Source organism: Streptomyces sp. NBC_01296, from assembly GCF_035984415.1.
Taxonomy (GTDB): domain Bacteria; phylum Actinomycetota; class Actinomycetes; order Streptomycetales; family Streptomycetaceae; genus Streptomyces.
The window spans coordinates 7394289-7410604 of sequence record NZ_CP130720.1 but is presented as its reverse complement, the minus strand read 5'-3'; the positions used below and the strand labels follow the sequence as shown (position 1 = coordinate 7410604).

Here is a 16316-nt window from a genome sequence, read left to right as displayed (position 1 = left end):
CTCGGTGACGCCACGGACGGGGGCAGACGATGAAGAACGCGTGGACGGTGCCCGGCTATGCGCAGGTCCGGGAGCTCGGCTCGGGTGGCAGCGGCCGCGTGGTCCTCGCCGTCCACGAGGCCACGGGCACGCCGGTCGCGGTGAAGTACCTCAGCGACCGGCTGCGCGAGGACCCGGCGTTCGTCGGGGAGTTCCGGGCCGAGGCCCGGCTGCTCGGCGGACTGGACACGCCGTACGTGGTCCGGCTGTACGAGTATGTGGAGGCGCCCGGCGGCGCCGCCATCGTGATGGAGCTGGTCGACGGGATCTCCCTGCGCGCACTGCTGAAGCAGGCCGGGCAGGCCGATCCCGAGGCCGCCCTGGTGGTGCTGAAGGGCTCGCTGCTGGGGCTGGCCGCGGCGCACCGGGCGGGCGTCGTCCATCGCGACTACAAGCCCGAGAACGTACTGGTCGCCCCCGATGGCTCCTCGAAGCTGGTGGACTTCGGCATCGCCGCGCGCCGCGGTACGACGCCCGGAGTGGCCGGCACCCCGGCGTACATGGCCCCCGAGCAGTGGCAGGGCCGACCGGCCTCGCCCGCGGCCGACGTGTACGCGGCGACGGCGACGTTCTTCGAGTGCCTGACCGGCCGCAAGCCGTTCGCCGGGGAGAACTTCGCGGAGCTCGCCGTCCAGCACATAGAGGCACCGGTCCCCGAGACCGAGGCCCCCGAGCCGGTGCGCCCGCTGATCCGGCGGGGTCTGGCCAAGGCCCCGGAGCAGCGGCCGGAGAACGCCGAGGCGTTCGTGGCGGAGCTGGAGGGCGTGGCGCTCGCCGCGTACGGGCCGGACTGGGAGGAGCGGGGGCAGCGCAAGCTCGCGGCGCTGGCCGCGCTGCTGCCGCTGCTGTTCCCCTCGGCGGGCGCCCCCGCAGCGGGGACCACGGCGCTGGCGACGACCACGTTTCCGAGCCCCTCGCGCTGGGCCCCGGGTCGGCGCGGCCTGATCGCGGGCGGCGCGGCGCTGGTCCTCGGCGTGCTGACGGCGCTCACCTACAGCGCGGTCGGCGGGGAGCCCGGCGGGGCCTCGGCGCTGAACGCGTTCGCGACGTCGAGCGCGAGCCCCGGCGGTACCGGTCCGACACCGGCCCCCGGCCCGAGCGTGTCCGCCTCCCCCTCGCCGTCCCCGTCCCCGTCCCCCTCGCTGTCACCGTCCGCGTCGCCATCGCCCACTGCGAGCCCGAGCTACTCGCCGACGGTGACGCCCACGATCACGGCGCCGACGACGAAGCCGCCCACCACTGCGCCGCCCTCGCCGAAGCCGACGGTGGTCGTCGGCGCGGTGTCCGTCACCCTCCGCGAGACGGGGCCCTGGCTCGGCCAGGCGACCGTGACCGTCGAGGCGAAGGGCACCGCGCCGGTCACGGTGGTGCTCGAGTGGTTCACCGGCAACGCGGACGGGAAGCTGGGCACGCCCGACGGCGCGCCGGACACCCTCACGTACCAGCCGGGCGCCGCCGCGCCGCTCGTCAAGGCCCACACCTTCTCCGGCCGGGGCTGCTACTGGGGCGTACGGGCCACCACCAAGCCCGCCGCCGGCAACGGTTCCTCGACCTCCCAGGTCTTCATCAGGCGGTGCACGATCTCATGAGCGACAGCGACGACGACTACAGCGCCACCGTCCTCGGCAGCCACTGGTTCAGCGGGCCGCCGCAGCCGCAGGAGGCCGTGCCCGACCGTGTCGAGGGATCCGTGCTGCGGTTCGGGCCCGGGGTGACGGCCGCCATGCCGGCGCCGTTCCCCGTGGTCGCGGAACCGGTGCCGGCCCGCCGGCGCGGGGAGTGGCGCCGTTACACCCTGGCCGCCGTCGTCCTGCTCGCGGTGCTCGCGTACCTGGCCTGGCAGCGGTACGGCCCGGCCATCGAGGTACGGGGCGTGACGGTCGCCGCCGCCGACCCGCAGGGTCCCGGCTGCGATTCCGCCGCCGACGTGGTGGCCGTCGTACGGACCAACGGGCGGCCGGGGACCCTCACGTACCGGTGGATCCGCTCCGACGGCACGCAGTCGGAGCAGCTCACCGAGCGGGTGCCGCGCGGGAGGAAGGAGGCCCGGCTGCACCTGCTGTGGACCTTCCAGGGCCGGGGCACGTACGCCGCCGAGGCGAAGCTCCAGCTGGTCTCGCCCGGGCAGCGCACCGCGGCGACGCAGTTCACGTACCGCTGCACCGGCTAGCGGGCGGCGGGACCGACGGCCCGGTGGCGGCGGGAGCAACAGCGCCGTCCGGGCCGTCCTGCCGACCTGTCCGTGGCAGGCCGGGCCGAACCCCCCGGTTTCAGTCTCCTTCCTGTTTCAAAACCGGGCGTGGGCGGTGATGTCCGCCTCGAACTCGCCGGTCATCGCAGGGGTCACCGTCGGCCTGCACTGCGCGACCGCCGCCAGGTAGTCCTGCGTGGAGGCGCCGAGCTGGGCCGCCGCCGCGCCGCGCACGCCCACCGCCTCCAAGTCCCGCTCGAAGGACACCTGCGCCGCGATCCGCGCCGCGTGCTCGATGTCGGCCGGGGTGAACAGCTCGCTCGCCGCCACCAGGGCCGCCACGTCCACGTCCGGCCGGCCCGCCGTGTAGCGGGACCAGATCGCGGCGCGCGCCCCGGCGTCCGGGGTGCCGATCGGGATCAGGTAGTCGAAGCGCCCGGGCCGCAGGAAGGCCGGGTCCAGGGAGCGGATGGAGTTGGTGGCGCACACCAGCAGCCGCTCGTCGCCCTCCCGGAATCCCGGGATCAGCTTGAGCAGCTCGTTCGTGACCCCGTGGATCCCGCCGGGCTGCGCCGGCTCGGTGCGCACGGGCGCTATCTCCTCGACCTCGTCGATGAAGACGAGGACCCGCTCCAGCTCGGCGATCCGGGCGAACGCGTCGCGCAGCGCCGCGGCCAGATTGCCCTCGTCGGCGAGGCGGGAGGGCAGCAGTTCCACGAAGGGCCAGCCGAGCCGGGAGGCGATGGCGCGGGCGAAGGTGGTCTTGCCGGTGCCGGGCGGACCGAAGAGGGTGATGGCGCGCGGCGGCCGCACGCCGTGCGCGGCGGCCCGCTCGGGCTCGGCGAGCGGCAGCACCACGCGCCGCTCTATGAGGTCCTTCTCCTGCTCCATGCCGGCGACCTTGGTCCACAGGTCGTTGGGGAGGAAGCGGCCGCCGAGGTCGTCGAGGAGGCCGGCCGCCGGTCCGTGCAGCGGCTCGGTCTTCTCGAAGTAGGCGACGGCCGGCTGGCGCGTGTAGCCGGCGTTGAGCAGGCCCTCGCCGAGCAGGTCCTCCTCGGGCAGGACGTACGCGATCCGGCCGACGCGGGCGGCGATCAGCCGCCGCTCCAGCTCGACGAGCAGGGCGCTGGCCAGGCCCCGGCCGCGCCAGCCCGCGGCGATCGCGATGCGCATCACCCAGGCCCGCTCGCCGGTGACGCAGGCGAGGGCCGCGCCGATGGGGACGCCCTGGTGGACGGCGACCACGCACGGCTGCCGGTCGGTGAGGGCGCTGATGCACTCGGCGAGCGAGAAGACGGACTCCTGGCCGAGTTCGGCCGTGGTGTCGATCAGATGGACGACAGCGGCGAGATCGCTCTCGCGGTAGTCGTGGATGAGCCAGTTCACCGGGTACCGCCCCTCGTTCGTGCTCCTGCGGCGAGGCTAGGGGCGGCCGGGCCCGGCGATCACGCTCCGCGGTGCACAACAGCCGGTCCGGAAACCGTCCGTGCCGTCCATAGACTGGTGGTTTCCGCCCGAGCCGCGCATCGAGGACCCGATCCGTTTCATGACTTCCTACATACCCGCCGCCGCCAGGTCCGCCGATGGCTCTGCCGATGGGTCCTCCGATGGGTCCGCTGCCGGACGGCGGACGATCGTGTGGCTGGTCCCGGTCCTGTGGACGCTGGGGCTCGGGCTGTGGGGGCTCTCCCGGCAGGACAGCGTGTGGCGGGACGAGGCGGCGACCTGGCAGGTGGCCGGCCGGTCGGCGGGCGAGATCCTGGACATGCTCGGCAACGTCGACGCCGTGCACGGCTTGTATTACCTCCTCATGCACGGGCTCTTCGAGCTGTTCGGGGCGAGCACGGCCACGCTGCGGCTGCCGTCGGTGCTGGCGGTGGCGGCCGCCGCGGCGTGCGTGGCCCTGATCGGGCGGCGGCTGGCGGGCTTCTGGGCGGGCCTGGGCGGCGGGCTGGCGCTGGGGCTGCTGCCGGCCGTGCAGTTCTACCTGCAGGAGGGCCGGCCGTACGCGCTGGTCGCGGCCGGTGCCGGGCTGTCGACGCTGCTGCTGGTGTCGCTGCTGTCCGCGCCGCCGGGGCCCGGCCGCGGGCGGCGGGCCTGGCCGCGCTGGGCGGCGTACGGGGTCGCGGTGCTGGTGTGCGCGCTGCTGAACTGGCTGTCGCTGCTGATCCTGCCCGCGCATGCGGCGACGCTGTGGTGGGTGCGGGCCGGGCGCGGTGTGTGGCTGCGCTGGGCTGCGTACGGGTCGGGCGCCGTGGCGGGGGCGCTGCCGCTGGTGCTGTTCAGCCGGAGCCAGTCCGACCAGGTGTCGTGGATACCGCCGCTGACCTGGCACATGATGATCGGCCCGGCGATCCTGCTGGCCGTCGGCGGCCTCGGGGCCCTGCTGGACCGGCCGCGCGCGGGCCGGCTCTCGGCTGCCGCGGTGGGGCTGCCGCTGCTGGCGGTGCCACAGCTGGGGCTGATCGGGATCTCCCTGGTCCAGCCGCTGTTCCTGGACCGGTACGTGCTGTTCGGCATGCTGGGTCTGGCCCTGCTGATCGGTGCGGGGCTGGGCGCTTGCGTACGGGCCGCCCGGCCCCGGTTCCCGAGGGCGGCGGGTCTGCTCGTGCCGGGCGTGGTCGGGATAGCGGTGCTGGCGCTGCTGCCGGTGGAACTGGGCAAGCGGGCTCCGGCCAGCCGGGTCGACGACGTGCTCGCGGTGGCGGGTGAGGTGGCCCGGCTGGGGCGGCCCGGCGACGCGGTGCTGTTCGTACCGGCCGCCCGGCGGGACACGGCGCTGGTCTCCCCGGGGGCCTTCGCGGGGCTGGTGGACGTCGCCCTGGAGCGGAGTCCGGTGGCCTCGGCCACCCTCAAGGGCGAGGAGGCGGACCCGGCCCGGATCCGGGCGGCGCTGCGCGGGCAGCGGCGGGTGCTGCTGGTGACGGACGCGGCGAAGGTGGCGAAGCCGTCGGGGGCCGCGCGGGACGCGGCGAAGGCGGCGGAGCTGAAGGAGCGGTTCACCGTGGTGGAGGACCGCCAGGTCCGGGGCCGCCGGGTGACGGTGTACGAGCGCCGCTGACGGCGTACGGGCACCCGTGGACGCCGATGCCGGTCAGGCGGCGCGGGGGTGGGCCGCCGCGCTGTGGGAATCCAACCACGAGAGCGAGGCCTCGGCGAGGTCCGGCCAGCCGTGGTCGACGGTCAGGGAGTGGCCGCGGTCCTCGAAGCACTGGTACTCGGTGGTCGCGTGGGAGTGCCGGTACTGCTTGTAGGTGGAGCGGGTCAGCAGGTCCGGAACGGTGTGGTCGAGCCTGCCGGACAGCAGGAGCAGCGGGCCGCGGCTCTCGTTCTCCGTGTCGACCTTGGTCGGTGAGTGCGGGGTGAAATTGCCGAGGGCCAGCTGGAACAGCGGTCGGGCGGTGCTCGGGATGGTCCACTCCTCGTAGAGCTCCTCGGATTCCTGCTCGGAGACGGCGTTGGCGAAGCCGTAGCGGAACTGCTCACGGTTCAGCGAGACGGACCGGCGGGTGTTGCCGGGGTTGTGCAGGACGGCGAACGTCGACTTGGCCTGGGCCGGCGCGATGGCCTTGACGCCCTTGATCTGCCCGGGGCAGATGGCCACGGCGGCCTCGGCGAGGCCCTGGCCGAGCAGGTACTGGGCGATGAAACCGCCGACCGAGTGCCCTACGAGGACGGGCCGGACGGGCAGGGCGCGGATCACCTTGGCATGCGCCTCGGAGATCTCGACGAGACCGACCCCGGCCTGGTCGTCAGGCCGGCGGCGGGCCTCGTTGACGGTATCGGGGACCCCCGGCCACTCCGGCAGGACGGGCTCGTACCCGGCTTCGCGGAAGGCGTCGGCCCAGCCCTCCCAGCTCGAGGAATGCAGCCAGAGGCCGTGGATGAACACCACGGGCGTTCGGCGCTGTGCGGTCATGGCGGGACACCTCCTGGACCCCCCTGGCGCCTCTGCCAGTCTCGCCCGTGCGACGCGCCCCCGCCTGCGGAGCCCGGATTCACAGCGCATTCATATGGAATACCGGGCTCCGGGCATAGCTTCTGCGGGGAGGCTCGGGGCATGATCCCGTGCATGCTTCCCCGACCGGCCCCCCGCGCCCGCTCCCGGCGGGCATCCCGGATCCTGCTGGCGCTGGCCGCGATGGCCGCCCTGGTGAGCGTGGACCTGCCCGACGCCGCGGCCGAGACGCCGCTCGGCGTGACGGCCGAGGCCGGGTCCGACCAGGCGGCGGACCGGGTGGGCGCCCTCTTCGCGGGCACCCTCGACGGCGGACACTTCTGCACCGCCGCGGTGGTGCACAGCGACGACCGCAATGTGATCGCCACCGCCGCGCACTGCCTGGACAACCCGGACACCACGGTGTTCGCGCCGGGCTACCGGGACGGCAAGGCCCCGCACGGGCTGTGGAAACTGACCGGCGTGCACGTCGCCCCGGACTGGACGGACGGGCGGGACCCGGACGAGGACATCGCCTTCGCGACGGTCGCCCCGGCGGCCGGCGGCGCCGGGCGCATCGAGGACACGGTGGGCGCCTTCCCCGTGGCCACCGAACAGCCGGACGACGTGACGGTGACGATCCTCGGCTACCCCAGCACCGACGAGGCCCCGCTGCGCTGCGCCAACACCACGAGCCTGTTCTCGCAGACCCAGCGCCGGATCGACTGCCCCGACCTCAGCGGCGGCACGAGCGGCAGCCCCTGGCTGGCGAACGGCGCCCTCGCCGGTGTCCTCGGCGGCTACGAGGACGGCGGCACGGTCCCGGAGGTCTCGTACAGCGCGGTGATGGACGACCAGGCCCTGGAGCTCTACCGCGAAGCCGCCGTCTCCGCCGGCTGACCACCCGACCGCGCCGTCAGGCAGGGCGCGGTTCCTCCTGGATCCCGACCGGGGGTGCGAACCAGGTCGGCTCGTCGCGCCCGGCGCGGTGGATGCGGTCCAGTGCGAAGTGCTCCAGCGGGGGCAGGGCGTCCGGTTCGAACCAGGCCACCTCCAGCGACTCGTTGTCGTTGGCCCGGGCCTCGCCGCCGGTGGCCCGGCAGCGGAAGGTGATGTCCTGGAACTGGCAGACGTCGCCGTTCGGGTAGGTGATCGGTTCGAGCATCTGGACCAGCACCACCCGCTCCGGGACGCAGTGCACCGCCGTCTCCTCGTACACCTCGCGCACCGCCGTCTCCGCGGGCTGCTCCCCCGGCTCCGCGATCCCGCCGACCACGGCCCACCGGCCGGTGTCGGAGCGCCGGCCGAGCAGCACCCGCCCCCGGTCGTCGAAGACGATGGCCGTGACCCCGGGCAGCAGGAGCAGTTGCTTCCCGGCGGAGGCGCGGATCGTGCGGATGAACTCAGGTGTGGTCATCCCCCGACCCTACGAGGCCGCGCCGGGCGACCCGCGTCAGGCCGCCCGGCGGGCCCTGATCCGGCGGACGAGGGTCCAGCCGAGGCCGCCGGCGGCGACCAGGAGCAGGACGTACTCGGGCAGCGGACCGAAGCGGGTGGCCGGGGTCTGCGTGGAGCGCAAGGGGATCTCGGAGACGAGCGCGTCCGCGGTGAACATCTCGGTCTGCCGGACGATCTCCCCGTCGGGGCGGATGACGGCGCTGACACCGCTGGTGACGGGGACGAGCACGGTCCGGCTGTGCTCGACCGCGCGGACCCGGTCCATCGCGAGCTGCTGGTAGGTCATCTGCGACCGGCCGAACGTGGCGTTGTTGCTGGGTACGGCGATCACCTGCGCACCGTCCTGGACGGTGGAGCGCACGGCGTCGTCGAAGGCGGCCTCGAAGCAGGTGACCATGCCGACCCCGCTGCCCGCCATGTCGAAGACGCCCGGGTCCTTGCCGGGGCCGAAGTCGCGGCGCACCCGGTCCACGTCCGAGCTGAACAGCCGGACGAAGGACCGCATCGGAATGCGCTCGCCGAAGGGCTGGATCTTGCGCTTGTCGTACGTGTCGGTGGGGCCCTTGACCGGGTCCCAGAGGATCATCGTGTTGCGCAGCGGGCCGGTCTCCGGGACCAGTACGGAGCCGATCGCGACCGGCACGCCGATGGCCTTGACCGCTTTGTCGATGACGTCGTACGCATCGGGCTGCGTGTACGGGTCGATGTCGGAGGAGTTCTCCGGCCAGACCACGAAGTCGGGCTTCGGGACCCGGCCGGCCTTGACGTCCGCGGCGAGCTGCAGCGTCCGGTTGGCGTGGTTGTCCAGGACCGCGCGGCGCTGGGAATTGAAGTCGAACCCGGCGCGGGGCACGTTGCCCTGGACGACGGCGGCCACGGCGGTGCCGTCCTCGGCGGCGTCGGACACCAGCGGGCGGGCGGCGAGGGCCGCGCCGATCGGGGCGGCGACGGTGAGGGCCGCGAGGGCCGCAGTGGCCCGGCGGGGGTGGCTGCGTGCGATGCGCAGGGCCTCGTACAGACCGAATCCGCAGAGCACGACGGCGAAGGAGAGCAGCGGGGTGCCGCCGAGGGCGGCGAGCGGCAGGAAGAAGCCGTCGGCCTGGCCGAAGGCGAGCTTGCCCCAGGGGAATCCGCCGAACGGGGCCCGGGCGCGCAGCGCCTCGCCCGCGATCCAGACGGCCGCGCCCCACAGGGGCCAGGCGGGGAGCCGGCTGACGAGGGCGATCCCGAGGCAGGTGAGGCCGATCAGGAGGGCTTCGAGGGTGACGAGGGCGAGCCACGGGACCGGGCCGACGCCCTCGCTGGTCCAGACGAGCAGCGGCAGCAGGAAGCCCAGGCCGTGCAGGAGGCCGAGGCCGAAGCCCGCGCGGGCGCGGCGGCCGTGGAGGCAGCCGCCGAGCACGGCGAGGGCGACGGGGGCCAGCCACCACAGCGGGCGGGGCGGGAAGCTCAGGTAGAGCAGCGCACCGGAGCCGGCGGCGAGCGCGGCGCGCAGCGGCCAGGAGGCCGCCCGCCCCTTCCAGCGGGATGCGGCGGCTTCGGTTCCGGCGGTTCCGGCTTCCGCTCGGGGTTCCGCTTCGGCGGTGGAGCCGGGGTCTCGGGTGATGCTGCTGCTCATTTGGCGGAGTGTACGTCCCCACCCGCCGGGGGCGGGAGAGCGACTCAGCGGGCGAGGGCGCGCAGGTGGGCGCGGATGACCCGGACCGCGTTCTCGGCGTCGTCGACTGTGACGGTGAACACCTTGCCGTCACCGAGCCGCAGCTCCACCCCCTCGCCGCGCCGGACGATGACCGCGGTGCCCTTCTCGGGGCGCCAGCGGTAGCCCCAGCCGCCCCACTGCTGGGGGGTGATCCGGGGGAGGAATTCGGCGGAGGCCACCTCTGCGAGCTTGATCTTCCGGCGCGGCAGCCCGATGTGGCCGCAGCGGACCTCCATCGCCTCGGCGTCGACGGTGACGGCGACGTACACGAAGGCGAGGGTGCCGTAGAGGATCAGCAGCCCGACGGCGAGGCAGCCGATGACGGACATCAGGAGCGGGACGATGCCGACGGTCCAGGCCGAGTCGACGGCGAGCTGGATGCCGAGTGCGAGACAGGCCGCGCCGGCGGCGGCGAGCAGCCACTGCACGCGGTTGGAGGCCCGGCCCGTCCACAGTGGACCCGGGGGGTGACCCGTCATGTGTAGCAGCGTACTCACGTTCCGCATGTACGCCACCGCCTCTCGCCCGCACGGCGCGGGCGCGTCGGACACGTGCGATCGCGTGCCGTCGCGTCGGATCGCGTCTGCCCGGCATTGACCTCAAGCAAACTTGAGGTCCTACGGTCGTCCGCATGACCACTCACGAGGCGGCACAGCACGCCGTACAGATCGTTCCGGAGCGCTACCGCACGGCGGTCGTGGCCCACGTCATGGTGTCCGACGCGGCCGCCGCACTCTCCTTCTACGGGCGGGCCTTCGGCGCCGTCGAGGACTTCCGGCTCGACCACCCCGAGGGCGGGGTGATGCACGCCGAGCTACGGATCGGCGGGGCCGTGCTCATGCTCGGGGACACCTCCGAGGGCCCCTTCACGGCGCCCTCGGCGCTGGGCGGCACCTCGGTCGCGCTGCACGTGTTCGTACCGGACGTGGACGCGCTCGTACGGACGGCGGTGGCCGAGGGCGCGGAGCTGCTCCAGCCGCCGGCGGACCAGTTCCACGGCGACCGGACCGCCATCCTCCGGGACCCGTTCGGGCATCTGTGGGTGTTCCTCACCCACATGGAGGACGTCTCCTGGGAGCAGCTGGAGGAGCGGCTCGCGGACGCGTAGCCCAAGAACCCCCGAGCCCCCGGGGGCTTCAGCCCGGCAGGAGACCGAGGAGCGCGTCGCGCAGGGCGGGGCGCCGGGCCGTCATGAAACGGTGCAGGTGCCGCGAGCCGAAGGCGACGCGCTGGGCGCTGCGGCGGCGCTCGCCCAGCGCGTCGGGCGGCGGGCAGGGCGGCCCGCCCGTGGGCGGCGACCGCGCGGGCGAGGGCCTCGGCGTCGAGGAGGGCGGTGCAGGCGCCCTGGCCGAGGTTGGGGGTCATGGCGTGGGCCGCGTCGCCCACCAGTGCGGTGCGGCCGCCGTCGACGAACGTGGGCAGCGCCGGGGCGGCCGGCCTTGCGCTCGACCCGTTCGAGCGGCAGGGCGGCCAGCACCTTGCCGTCGGGGCGGCGGATCCGGGCGCTGCGGTACGGCACCGCGCGCGCCCGCAGCGCCTCGCCGAGGCCGAGCCGGTCGAGCGCCGCCTGCGCGGTGGGATGGAGCCCGAAGGCCGTTCCGTACCGTTCGAGCCGGGACCGCCGCTCCAGGACGGTGACCGTCCAGCCCGCGCGGCGCAGCCCGATGGCGGTGGCGAGCCCGCCGACCCCGGCCCCGACCACGACGGCCGTACCCGTGTCGCCGCCCCCGCGCCTGCCCCCGCTCCCGCTCCCGCGCTCACTGCCTGCATCGTTGCGCACGGCGTACCTCCCCGGTCCGCATGACGTGAGATGTGACGCGCCGCGCGACGTGCGACATGGCGCGCGGCGCCCGGGCACCACACGACAACGTGAATCAGGACCGGAGGGACCGGCTGCACGACGCGGCCGTCGCGGTGCTGGCGGAAGCGGGCGGGCGCGGGCTGACGCACCGGGCCGTCGACACGGCCGCCGCCGTACCGCTGGGCACGGCCAAGAACTACTTCCCGACCCGCGACGCACTCCTGCGCGCCGTGGCCGAACGCTGCCTGGAGCAGTACCGGGCGGTGGCCGCCGCCCTGGCGGAAGCCGGACCGGCGCCCACCGGCCGGGCCGGGCTCGCAGCCCTGCTGGCCGGGCTGCTGCGTGACGTGGCCGGGCCCGGCAGGCCGCGCGTACTGGCCTATCTCGAGCTCCAGACCGAGGCGACGCGGCGGCCCTGGCTGGCCGCACTGCTGGATCCCATCGGCGCGGCGGACTTCGCCGCGTACGCACACCTGCTGCGCGCGGCCGGGCTGCCGAACGGGCCGGACCCGGCCCGCACCCTCACCCTCGCGCTGCACGGCGCGCTCCCGCACCTGCTCGCCGGGGGGCCCCGGGCACCCTCGCCGCCGCCGGCCTCACCGACCTGGAAGACTTCGCACGCGGTGTACTGGCCTGCGTATGCCCCGAACCGCCCGAGGAGGAACCGTGATCACTCGACTCGACCGCGCCGTGGGCGCCGTTCTGGGCTCGGCCGCCGGTGACGCGCTCGGCGCGCCCTACGAGTTCGGACCCGCGGGCGAGTTGACCGCGCGCGGCGAGGAGATGCGCGGGGGCGGCGGCTGGGACCCGGGTGAGGCGACCGACGACACGCAGATGGCCGTCCTGGTCGGCGAGTCCCTGCTGGAGCACGGCGGTCTCGAACTCCCGGACATCTTCGGGCGGTTCCAGCGCTGGGCGGCCGGCGAACCCAAGGACATCGGGCTCCAGACGGAGGACGTGCTGACCAACGGCGAGGCCTGGGACCTGGCCGCCGCACTGCACTTCCAGATCAACGCGCGGGCGGCGGGCAACGGTTCCCTGATGCGGGCCTCCACCTCGGCGGTGTACTTCGCCTCCGCCGGGCGGGAGGCCACGATGGACGCCGCCCGCCGGATCGCCGCGCTGACCCACGGCGACCGGGCCGCCTGGGAGGGCACGGCCGTGCTGCACGAGCTCGTACGCGTGGCCCTCGACGGGGGCGACCCGCTGGCCGCCCTCCCCGAGGCACTCGCCGCGGTGCACCCCGACCACCGAGAGCGGTACGGCCTCGTCCTCGGCCCCGACTGGCATCCGGGGCTGGCCACCGAGTTCAACGGAGCGGTCTGGCCCTGCCTGGGCTCCGCAGTGTGGGCCCTGCGGACGACCACCGGGTTCGCCGGGGCCGTACGGGCCGCCGTGGACCTGGGCGGGGACACCGACACGGTCGCGGCGGTCACCGGCACCCTGGCCGGGGCCCGCTACGGGCAGGCGGCCATCCCGCCGGAGTGGACCGCCCCGCTGCACGTGCCGCTGCCCGGGTTCGGGGACCGGGTCCTGGACGCGGACGCGCTGCGCGCGCTCGCTCAGTCGCTCGCGGGGCGGACGTAGCGCTCGGGGAGCAGATCCGCTACGGGCACGGCCCGCAGCGCGCCGCCTGACCCGAGGATCACCCGCAGCCGGGGGTGGAGGTCGAGGAGCACCTGACGGCAGCGGCCGCACGGCGGCAGCACCCCGCGGTCGCGGTCCCCGACGGCGACGATCGCGTCGAGCTCGCGGATGCCCTGCGCGACGGCCGCACCGAGGACGACGAGCTCGGCGCAGGGGCCTCCGGTGAAGTGGTACACGTTCACGCCCCCGACGGTCCGGCCGTCTCGGGCACGGGCCACCGCCGCCACGGTGTGGTCCTCGCCGCGGCAGCGGGTCCGGGCCAGATCGGTGGCGGCCGCGACGAGCACGAGGTCCTGCGGGGTCATCGCCCGGTCATCGCCCGACGGCGGCGCCCTCGCCCGCGAGGAGCCGTCCTTCGGCGTACCCGAGCGCGGCGGCGGGGAGCGCGCCCTCCTGCCCGCTGAGCAGGACGGTCAGGGTTCCGGTCCGGGGCAGACCCGGCTCGGGGAGGGCGCCGAGGCGGCGCAGCGCCTGTACGGCGACGGCTTCGGCGGAGCCGTAGTAGCGGAGCTCGGCGCCGCCGGTCCGCTCGGCCAGGGCGGCCCGGATGGCCACCTCGACGAGCTCGTAGTGGGTGCAGCCGAGGACGACGTCGGTGACGTCGGCCGGGGTCAGCGCGGTGGCCGCGGCGACGGCCGCGGCGACGGCGGCGCCGTCCCCCGTCTCGACGGCGTCGGCGAGTCCCGGGCAGGGCACCTCGGTGACCCGGGCTCCGGCGGCGAAGTCGCGGATCAGCCCGCGCTGGTACGGACTGCCGGTGGTGGCGGGGGTGGCCCAGATGGCCACGCGCCCGCCCGCGGCGGCGGCGGGCTTGATCGCCGGCACGGTCCCGATCACCGGGATCCCGGGCTCGAGCGCGGCTCGGAGGGCGGGCAGGGCATGCACGCTGGCGGTGTTGCAGGCCACGATCAGCGCGTCCGGCCGGTGCCCGGCGGCGGCCTGGGCGACGCCGAGGGCGCGCCCGGTCAGATCGGCAGGGGTACGCGGCCCCCAGGGCATACCGACGGGGTCACTGGAGAGGACCAGATCGACGTCGGGCCGCAGCCGCCACATCGCGGCAGCCGCCGCGAGGAGGCCGATTCCGGAGTCCATGAGGGCGATCTTCACCTGGTCACCTTAATCGAAGCCCGCCGGAAAACCCCCAATCCGGGGTGGGGCGGGGTGGGGGCGGGGGGTGCGGTGGCGGGGTGGGGTGGGGTGGGGTGGGGTGGGGGGCGGCGTCGGAGGTGTCGGTCGGAACGCCGGGGCGGGGTCTTGTGCTCGGCTCGGCGACAAACGTCGATCGGGGGGCCAGGGGGCGGGGTCCGAGCTGATCGGCGTCGGTGTGTGTCCGGGGGCGTCCCGGCAGTCCACTGTCCTTCCGTGTCGTGCCGGTCCCTCAAGGGCGCTCCTCCTCGGTCAGCTCGGACCCCGCCCCCTGGCCCCCCGATCAACTCTTCCGTCCCCGAGCGCACGGACCCGGCCTGCACTTCCCGACCCGCCTCTTCCGTCCCCCGTCCACGCGGACCCGCCCCGCACCCCCCGACCAACACCCCCCGTCCCCGAGCGCACGACCCCCCGCCCCCGCCCGAATGCGGGACACGTCCCTCGGGGTTCGGCAGACTGCCCGCATGGGCCTTCTCTGCGCCGCCTGCGCGTCCCTCGTCGTCTGGATCTGGCTCACGTTCGCCCAGGGCATGTTCTGGCGGACCGACGTCCGGCTCCCTCCGCGCAGCGCCCCCGCCCGCTGGCCCTCCGTCGCCATCGTGGTCCCGGCCCGGGACGAGGCCGGGGTGCTGCCCTGCAGCCTGCCCTCGCTCCTCGCCCAGGACTACCCCGGCGAAGCCGAGGTCATCCTGGTCGACGACGGCAGTACCGACGGCACCGGCGCCCTCGCCCTGCGGCTGGCCCGGGAGCAGCCCGGGCTGCCCCTCACCGTCGTCTCAGCCGGCGAGCCGGAACCCGGCTGGACCGGGAAGCTGTGGGCACTGCGGCACGGCATCGCGCTCGCCCGGACCGCTCACGCCACCGAGCCCGAGTACCTGCTCCTCACCGACGCCGACATCGCGCACGAGCCCGACAGCCTGCGCGAGCTGGTCGCGGCCGCGACGACCGCCGAGCTCGACCTCGTCTCGCTGATGGCCCGTCTCCGTGTCGTCAGCCTCTGGGAGCGGCTCGTCGTACCGGCCTTCGTGTACTTCTTCGCCCAGCTCTACCCCTTCCGCCGGATCAACCGCCCGACCGGCCGGACCGCCGCCGCGGCCGGCGGCTGCGTCCTGCTGCGCACCGAGGCCGCCGTACGGGCGGGCGTGCCGGAGTCGATCCGGCAGGCCGTCATCGACGACGTCTCCCTCGCCCGCGCCGTGCGGCGTTCGGGCGGCCGGATCTGGCTGGGGCTCGCGGAGCGGGTGGACAGCGTGCGCCCGTACCCCGCGCTCGCGGACCTGTGGCGGATGATCTCGCGCAGTGCGTACGCGCAACTGCGCCACCGGCCGCTTCTGCTGGCCGGGACGGTGGCCGGGCTCGCGCTCGTCTACCTCGTCCCCCCGGTCGCCTTCTTCGCGGGTCTGGCCACCGGGCACGTCGCCACCGCGTGGGCCGGCGCCCTCGCCTGGCTGCTGATGGCCGGGACCTATCTGCCGATGCTGCGCTACCACCGCCAGTCGGCCGTGCTGGCTCCGCTGCTTCCGCTCACGGCCCTGCTGTACCTCCTGATGACCGTCGACTCCGCCGTCCAGCACTATCGGGGCCGCGGCGCGGCGTGGAAGGGCCGCACCTATGCCCGTCCGAGTGATGCCTGAAACGGCGAGCTGCCGCCCGCAGCGATGTCATCCCAGGTCACCGTGTTGTGACGCTGCGTCAGCAGCAAGTCGGTGCAACACCCAACCGGTGAGTACGAGTAGGAACAACCCGGGGCGGAAGTGGCGAAACGTGCACATGAACGAGAAGTGAAGCGTGTGGCTCTGACCTGGGAATATGCAGGTCAGGGCGGTGTTCGTCACACCTCGCTATGGACCCGGTGAAGTCGTGGGCTTAACTTAGGTCCCATGACCTCCCCCCGCTCCACTTATGGCGGCGGTTACTACTCCGCGCCCTCCTTCCCGGACACCCCCATCTACGACTCCCTCGTCGCCGAACGCGGCACCCCGCAGATCGCCCCGATCCGCGTTCCGGCCGCGTACGACTCCCCGAGCGCCGGCTATTCGAGCGGTGGGTACCTTCCGGCCCTCGCCTCGTCCATGCCCGCGCTGCCCCCGGCCATGCCGCAGCAGCAGCAAGCCCCGGCGTACGGGTACCCCTACCAGCAGCAGGCGGCGCCCGCGCCGATGCCGCTGCAGAACGCGCCCGCTCCGTACATCCCGCAGCAGCAGCCCGCCGTGGCCCGCGCGGGCTACATGCAGCAGGCACAGCCGCAGCAGCCGCGACCCGTGGCCACGGGCACCGGGTACGAGGCGATGCGTCCGGCCGCACCGCGCCCGATGCAGGTTCCGGTTCCGGCTCCGGTTCCGGCAGCCTCGTACGAGGACCCGTACGGCCGCCCGTACCAGGGACGTGGCTACTGACG

The 16316-nt window shown here is 74.6% G+C and carries 15 protein-coding genes and 2 pseudogenes; 9 read left to right on the top strand and 8 right to left on the bottom strand.

Annotated elements, in window-relative coordinates; all coding sequences use genetic code 11:
* Window positions 1-29: 29 nt before the first annotated feature.
* Together OG299_RS33795 and OG299_RS33790 are read left to right on the top strand one after the other, a co-directional pair.
* Window positions 30-1628 carry a serine/threonine-protein kinase gene (locus OG299_RS33795; RefSeq protein WP_327363522.1) on the top strand — a complete coding sequence of 533 codons (1599 nt, stop codon included), beginning with the start codon at window positions 30-32 and terminating at the stop codon, window positions 1626-1628.
* Complete coding sequence (locus tag OG299_RS33790; RefSeq protein WP_266631830.1) at window positions 1625-2209, top strand: hypothetical protein; 585 nt, start codon at window positions 1625-1627, stop codon at window positions 2207-2209. The genes OG299_RS33795 and OG299_RS33790 overlap by 4 nt, the downstream gene beginning before the upstream one ends.
* A 117-nt stretch (window positions 2210-2326) precedes the next feature.
* Here the strand turns inward: OG299_RS33790 and OG299_RS33785 are convergent, their stop codons facing one another.
* Complete coding sequence (locus tag OG299_RS33785) at window positions 2327-3616, bottom strand: ATP-binding protein (protein ID WP_266631829.1); 1290 nt, start codon at window positions 3614-3616, stop codon at window positions 2327-2329.
* Between the two features lie 160 nt (window positions 3617-3776).
* On the opposite strand from OG299_RS33785, the gene OG299_RS33780 reads away from it, so the two are divergent.
* On the top strand, window positions 3777-5291 hold the full coding sequence (locus OG299_RS33780; RefSeq protein ID WP_327363521.1) for a glycosyltransferase family protein: 1515 nt from the start codon (window positions 3777-3779) through the stop codon (window positions 5289-5291).
* Between the two features lie 33 nt (window positions 5292-5324).
* Here OG299_RS33780 and OG299_RS33775 read toward each other — a convergent pair whose 3' ends face one another.
* Entirely contained in the window at window positions 5325-6149 is an 825-nt protein-coding gene (locus OG299_RS33775; RefSeq protein WP_266631827.1) for an alpha/beta hydrolase, read from the bottom strand.
* A 153-nt stretch (window positions 6150-6302) separates the two neighbouring features.
* Here OG299_RS33775 and OG299_RS33770 point away from each other — a divergent pair, with 153 nt between their 5' ends.
* Window positions 6303-7067, top strand: coding sequence for a trypsin-like serine peptidase (locus OG299_RS33770; RefSeq protein WP_266631826.1), 765 nt, complete (start codon window positions 6303-6305; stop codon window positions 7065-7067).
* A gap of 16 nt (window positions 7068-7083) precedes the next feature.
* On the opposite strand, the gene OG299_RS33765 is transcribed toward OG299_RS33770, so the two are convergent.
* From OG299_RS33765 to OG299_RS33755, 3 genes are read right to left on the bottom strand one after another with little or no spacing between them, the layout of a single operon-like run.
* Entirely contained in the window at window positions 7084-7584 is a 501-nt protein-coding gene (locus OG299_RS33765) for an NUDIX hydrolase (RefSeq protein ID WP_266631825.1), read from the bottom strand.
* Between the two features lie 36 nt (window positions 7585-7620).
* Complete coding sequence (gene lnt / locus OG299_RS33760) at window positions 7621-9243, bottom strand: apolipoprotein N-acyltransferase (protein WP_266631824.1); 1623 nt, start codon at window positions 9241-9243, stop codon at window positions 7621-7623.
* 44 nt (window positions 9244-9287) lie between these two features.
* Window positions 9288-9803: a hypothetical protein gene (locus OG299_RS33755; RefSeq protein ID WP_405704267.1), complete on the bottom strand. Its 516-nt coding sequence runs from the start codon at window positions 9801-9803 to the stop codon at window positions 9288-9290.
* Between the two features lie 152 nt (window positions 9804-9955).
* On the opposite strand from OG299_RS33755, the gene OG299_RS33750 reads away from it, so the two are divergent.
* Window positions 9956-10432: a VOC family protein gene (locus OG299_RS33750; RefSeq protein WP_327363520.1), complete on the top strand. Its 477-nt coding sequence runs from the start codon at window positions 9956-9958 to the stop codon at window positions 10430-10432.
* Window positions 10433-10460: 28 nt separating this feature from the next.
* Here OG299_RS33750 and OG299_RS33745 read toward each other — a convergent pair.
* A pseudogene (locus tag OG299_RS33745) lies at window positions 10461-11026 on the bottom strand (FAD-dependent monooxygenase).
* Window positions 11027-11193: 167 nt separating this feature from the next.
* On the opposite strand from OG299_RS33745, the pseudogene OG299_RS33740 reads away from it, so the two are divergent.
* Both OG299_RS33740 and OG299_RS33735 read left to right on the top strand, forming a co-directional pair.
* Window positions 11194-11795 (top strand): annotated as a pseudogene (locus OG299_RS33740) (TetR/AcrR family transcriptional regulator).
* Window positions 11765-12712 carry an ADP-ribosylglycohydrolase family protein gene (locus OG299_RS33735; RefSeq protein ID WP_442817552.1) on the top strand — a complete coding sequence of 316 codons (948 nt, stop codon included), beginning with the start codon at window positions 11765-11767 and terminating at the stop codon, window positions 12710-12712. Before OG299_RS33740 ends, OG299_RS33735 begins: the two are co-directional and overlap by 31 nt.
* Here OG299_RS33735 and OG299_RS33730 read toward each other — a convergent pair.
* Both OG299_RS33730 and OG299_RS33725 read right to left on the bottom strand, forming a co-directional pair.
* A complete protein-coding gene (locus OG299_RS33730; RefSeq protein WP_327363519.1) occupies window positions 12688-13077 on the bottom strand; it encodes a cytidine deaminase family protein in 390 nt (129 codons plus the stop codon). The genes OG299_RS33735 and OG299_RS33730 overlap by 25 nt on opposite strands.
* A gap of 7 nt (window positions 13078-13084) precedes the next feature.
* Window positions 13085-13879, bottom strand: coding sequence for a glutamate racemase (locus OG299_RS33725; protein ID WP_266631814.1), 795 nt, complete (start codon window positions 13877-13879; stop codon window positions 13085-13087).
* A 503-nt stretch (window positions 13880-14382) separates the two neighbouring features.
* On the opposite strand from OG299_RS33725, the gene OG299_RS33720 reads away from it, so the two are divergent.
* Window positions 14383-15552: a glycosyltransferase gene (locus OG299_RS33720; protein WP_327363518.1), complete on the top strand. Its 1170-nt coding sequence runs from the start codon at window positions 14383-14385 to the stop codon at window positions 15550-15552.
* A gap of 246 nt (window positions 15553-15798) precedes the next feature.
* Window positions 15799-16314 carry a DUF6643 family protein gene (locus OG299_RS33715; protein ID WP_266631810.1) on the top strand — a complete coding sequence of 172 codons (516 nt, stop codon included), beginning with the start codon at window positions 15799-15801 and terminating at the stop codon, window positions 16312-16314.
* Window positions 16315-16316: the final 2 nt, after the last annotated feature.

Excerpts from the sequence above, each read along its gene's own strand:
- OG299_RS33795 (WP_327363522.1), top strand. The coding sequence starts at position 30 with ATGAAGAACGCGTGGACGGTGCCCGGCTATGCGCAGGTCCGGGAGCTC.
- OG299_RS33790 (WP_266631830.1), top strand. The coding sequence starts at position 1,625 with ATGAGCGACAGCGACGACGACTACAGCGCCACCGTCCTCGGCAGCCAC.
- OG299_RS33780 (WP_327363521.1), top strand. The coding sequence starts at position 3,777 with ATGACTTCCTACATACCCGCCGCCGCCAGGTCCGCCGATGGCTCTGCC.
- OG299_RS33775 (WP_266631827.1), bottom strand. The coding sequence starts at position 6,149 with ATGACCGCACAGCGCCGAACGCCCGTGGTGTTCATCCACGGCCTCTGG.
- OG299_RS33770 (WP_266631826.1), top strand. The coding sequence starts at position 6,303 with ATGCTTCCCCGACCGGCCCCCCGCGCCCGCTCCCGGCGGGCATCCCGG.
- OG299_RS33765 (WP_266631825.1), bottom strand. The coding sequence starts at position 7,584 with ATGACCACACCTGAGTTCATCCGCACGATCCGCGCCTCCGCCGGGAAG.
- lnt (WP_266631824.1), bottom strand. The coding sequence starts at position 9,243 with ATGAGCAGCAGCATCACCCGAGACCCCGGCTCCACCGCCGAAGCGGAA.
- OG299_RS33755 (WP_405704267.1), bottom strand. The coding sequence starts at position 9,803 with ATGACGGGTCACCCCCCGGGTCCACTGTGGACGGGCCGGGCCTCCAAC.
- OG299_RS33750 (WP_327363520.1), top strand. The coding sequence starts at position 9,956 with ATGACCACTCACGAGGCGGCACAGCACGCCGTACAGATCGTTCCGGAG.
- OG299_RS33735 (WP_442817552.1), top strand. The coding sequence starts at position 11,765 with ATGCCCCGAACCGCCCGAGGAGGAACCGTGATCACTCGACTCGACCGC.
- OG299_RS33730 (WP_327363519.1), bottom strand. The coding sequence starts at position 13,077 with ATGACCCCGCAGGACCTCGTGCTCGTCGCGGCCGCCACCGATCTGGCC.
- OG299_RS33720 (WP_327363518.1), top strand. The coding sequence starts at position 14,383 with ATGGGCCTTCTCTGCGCCGCCTGCGCGTCCCTCGTCGTCTGGATCTGG.
- OG299_RS33715 (WP_266631810.1), top strand. The coding sequence starts at position 15,799 with ATGACCTCCCCCCGCTCCACTTATGGCGGCGGTTACTACTCCGCGCCC.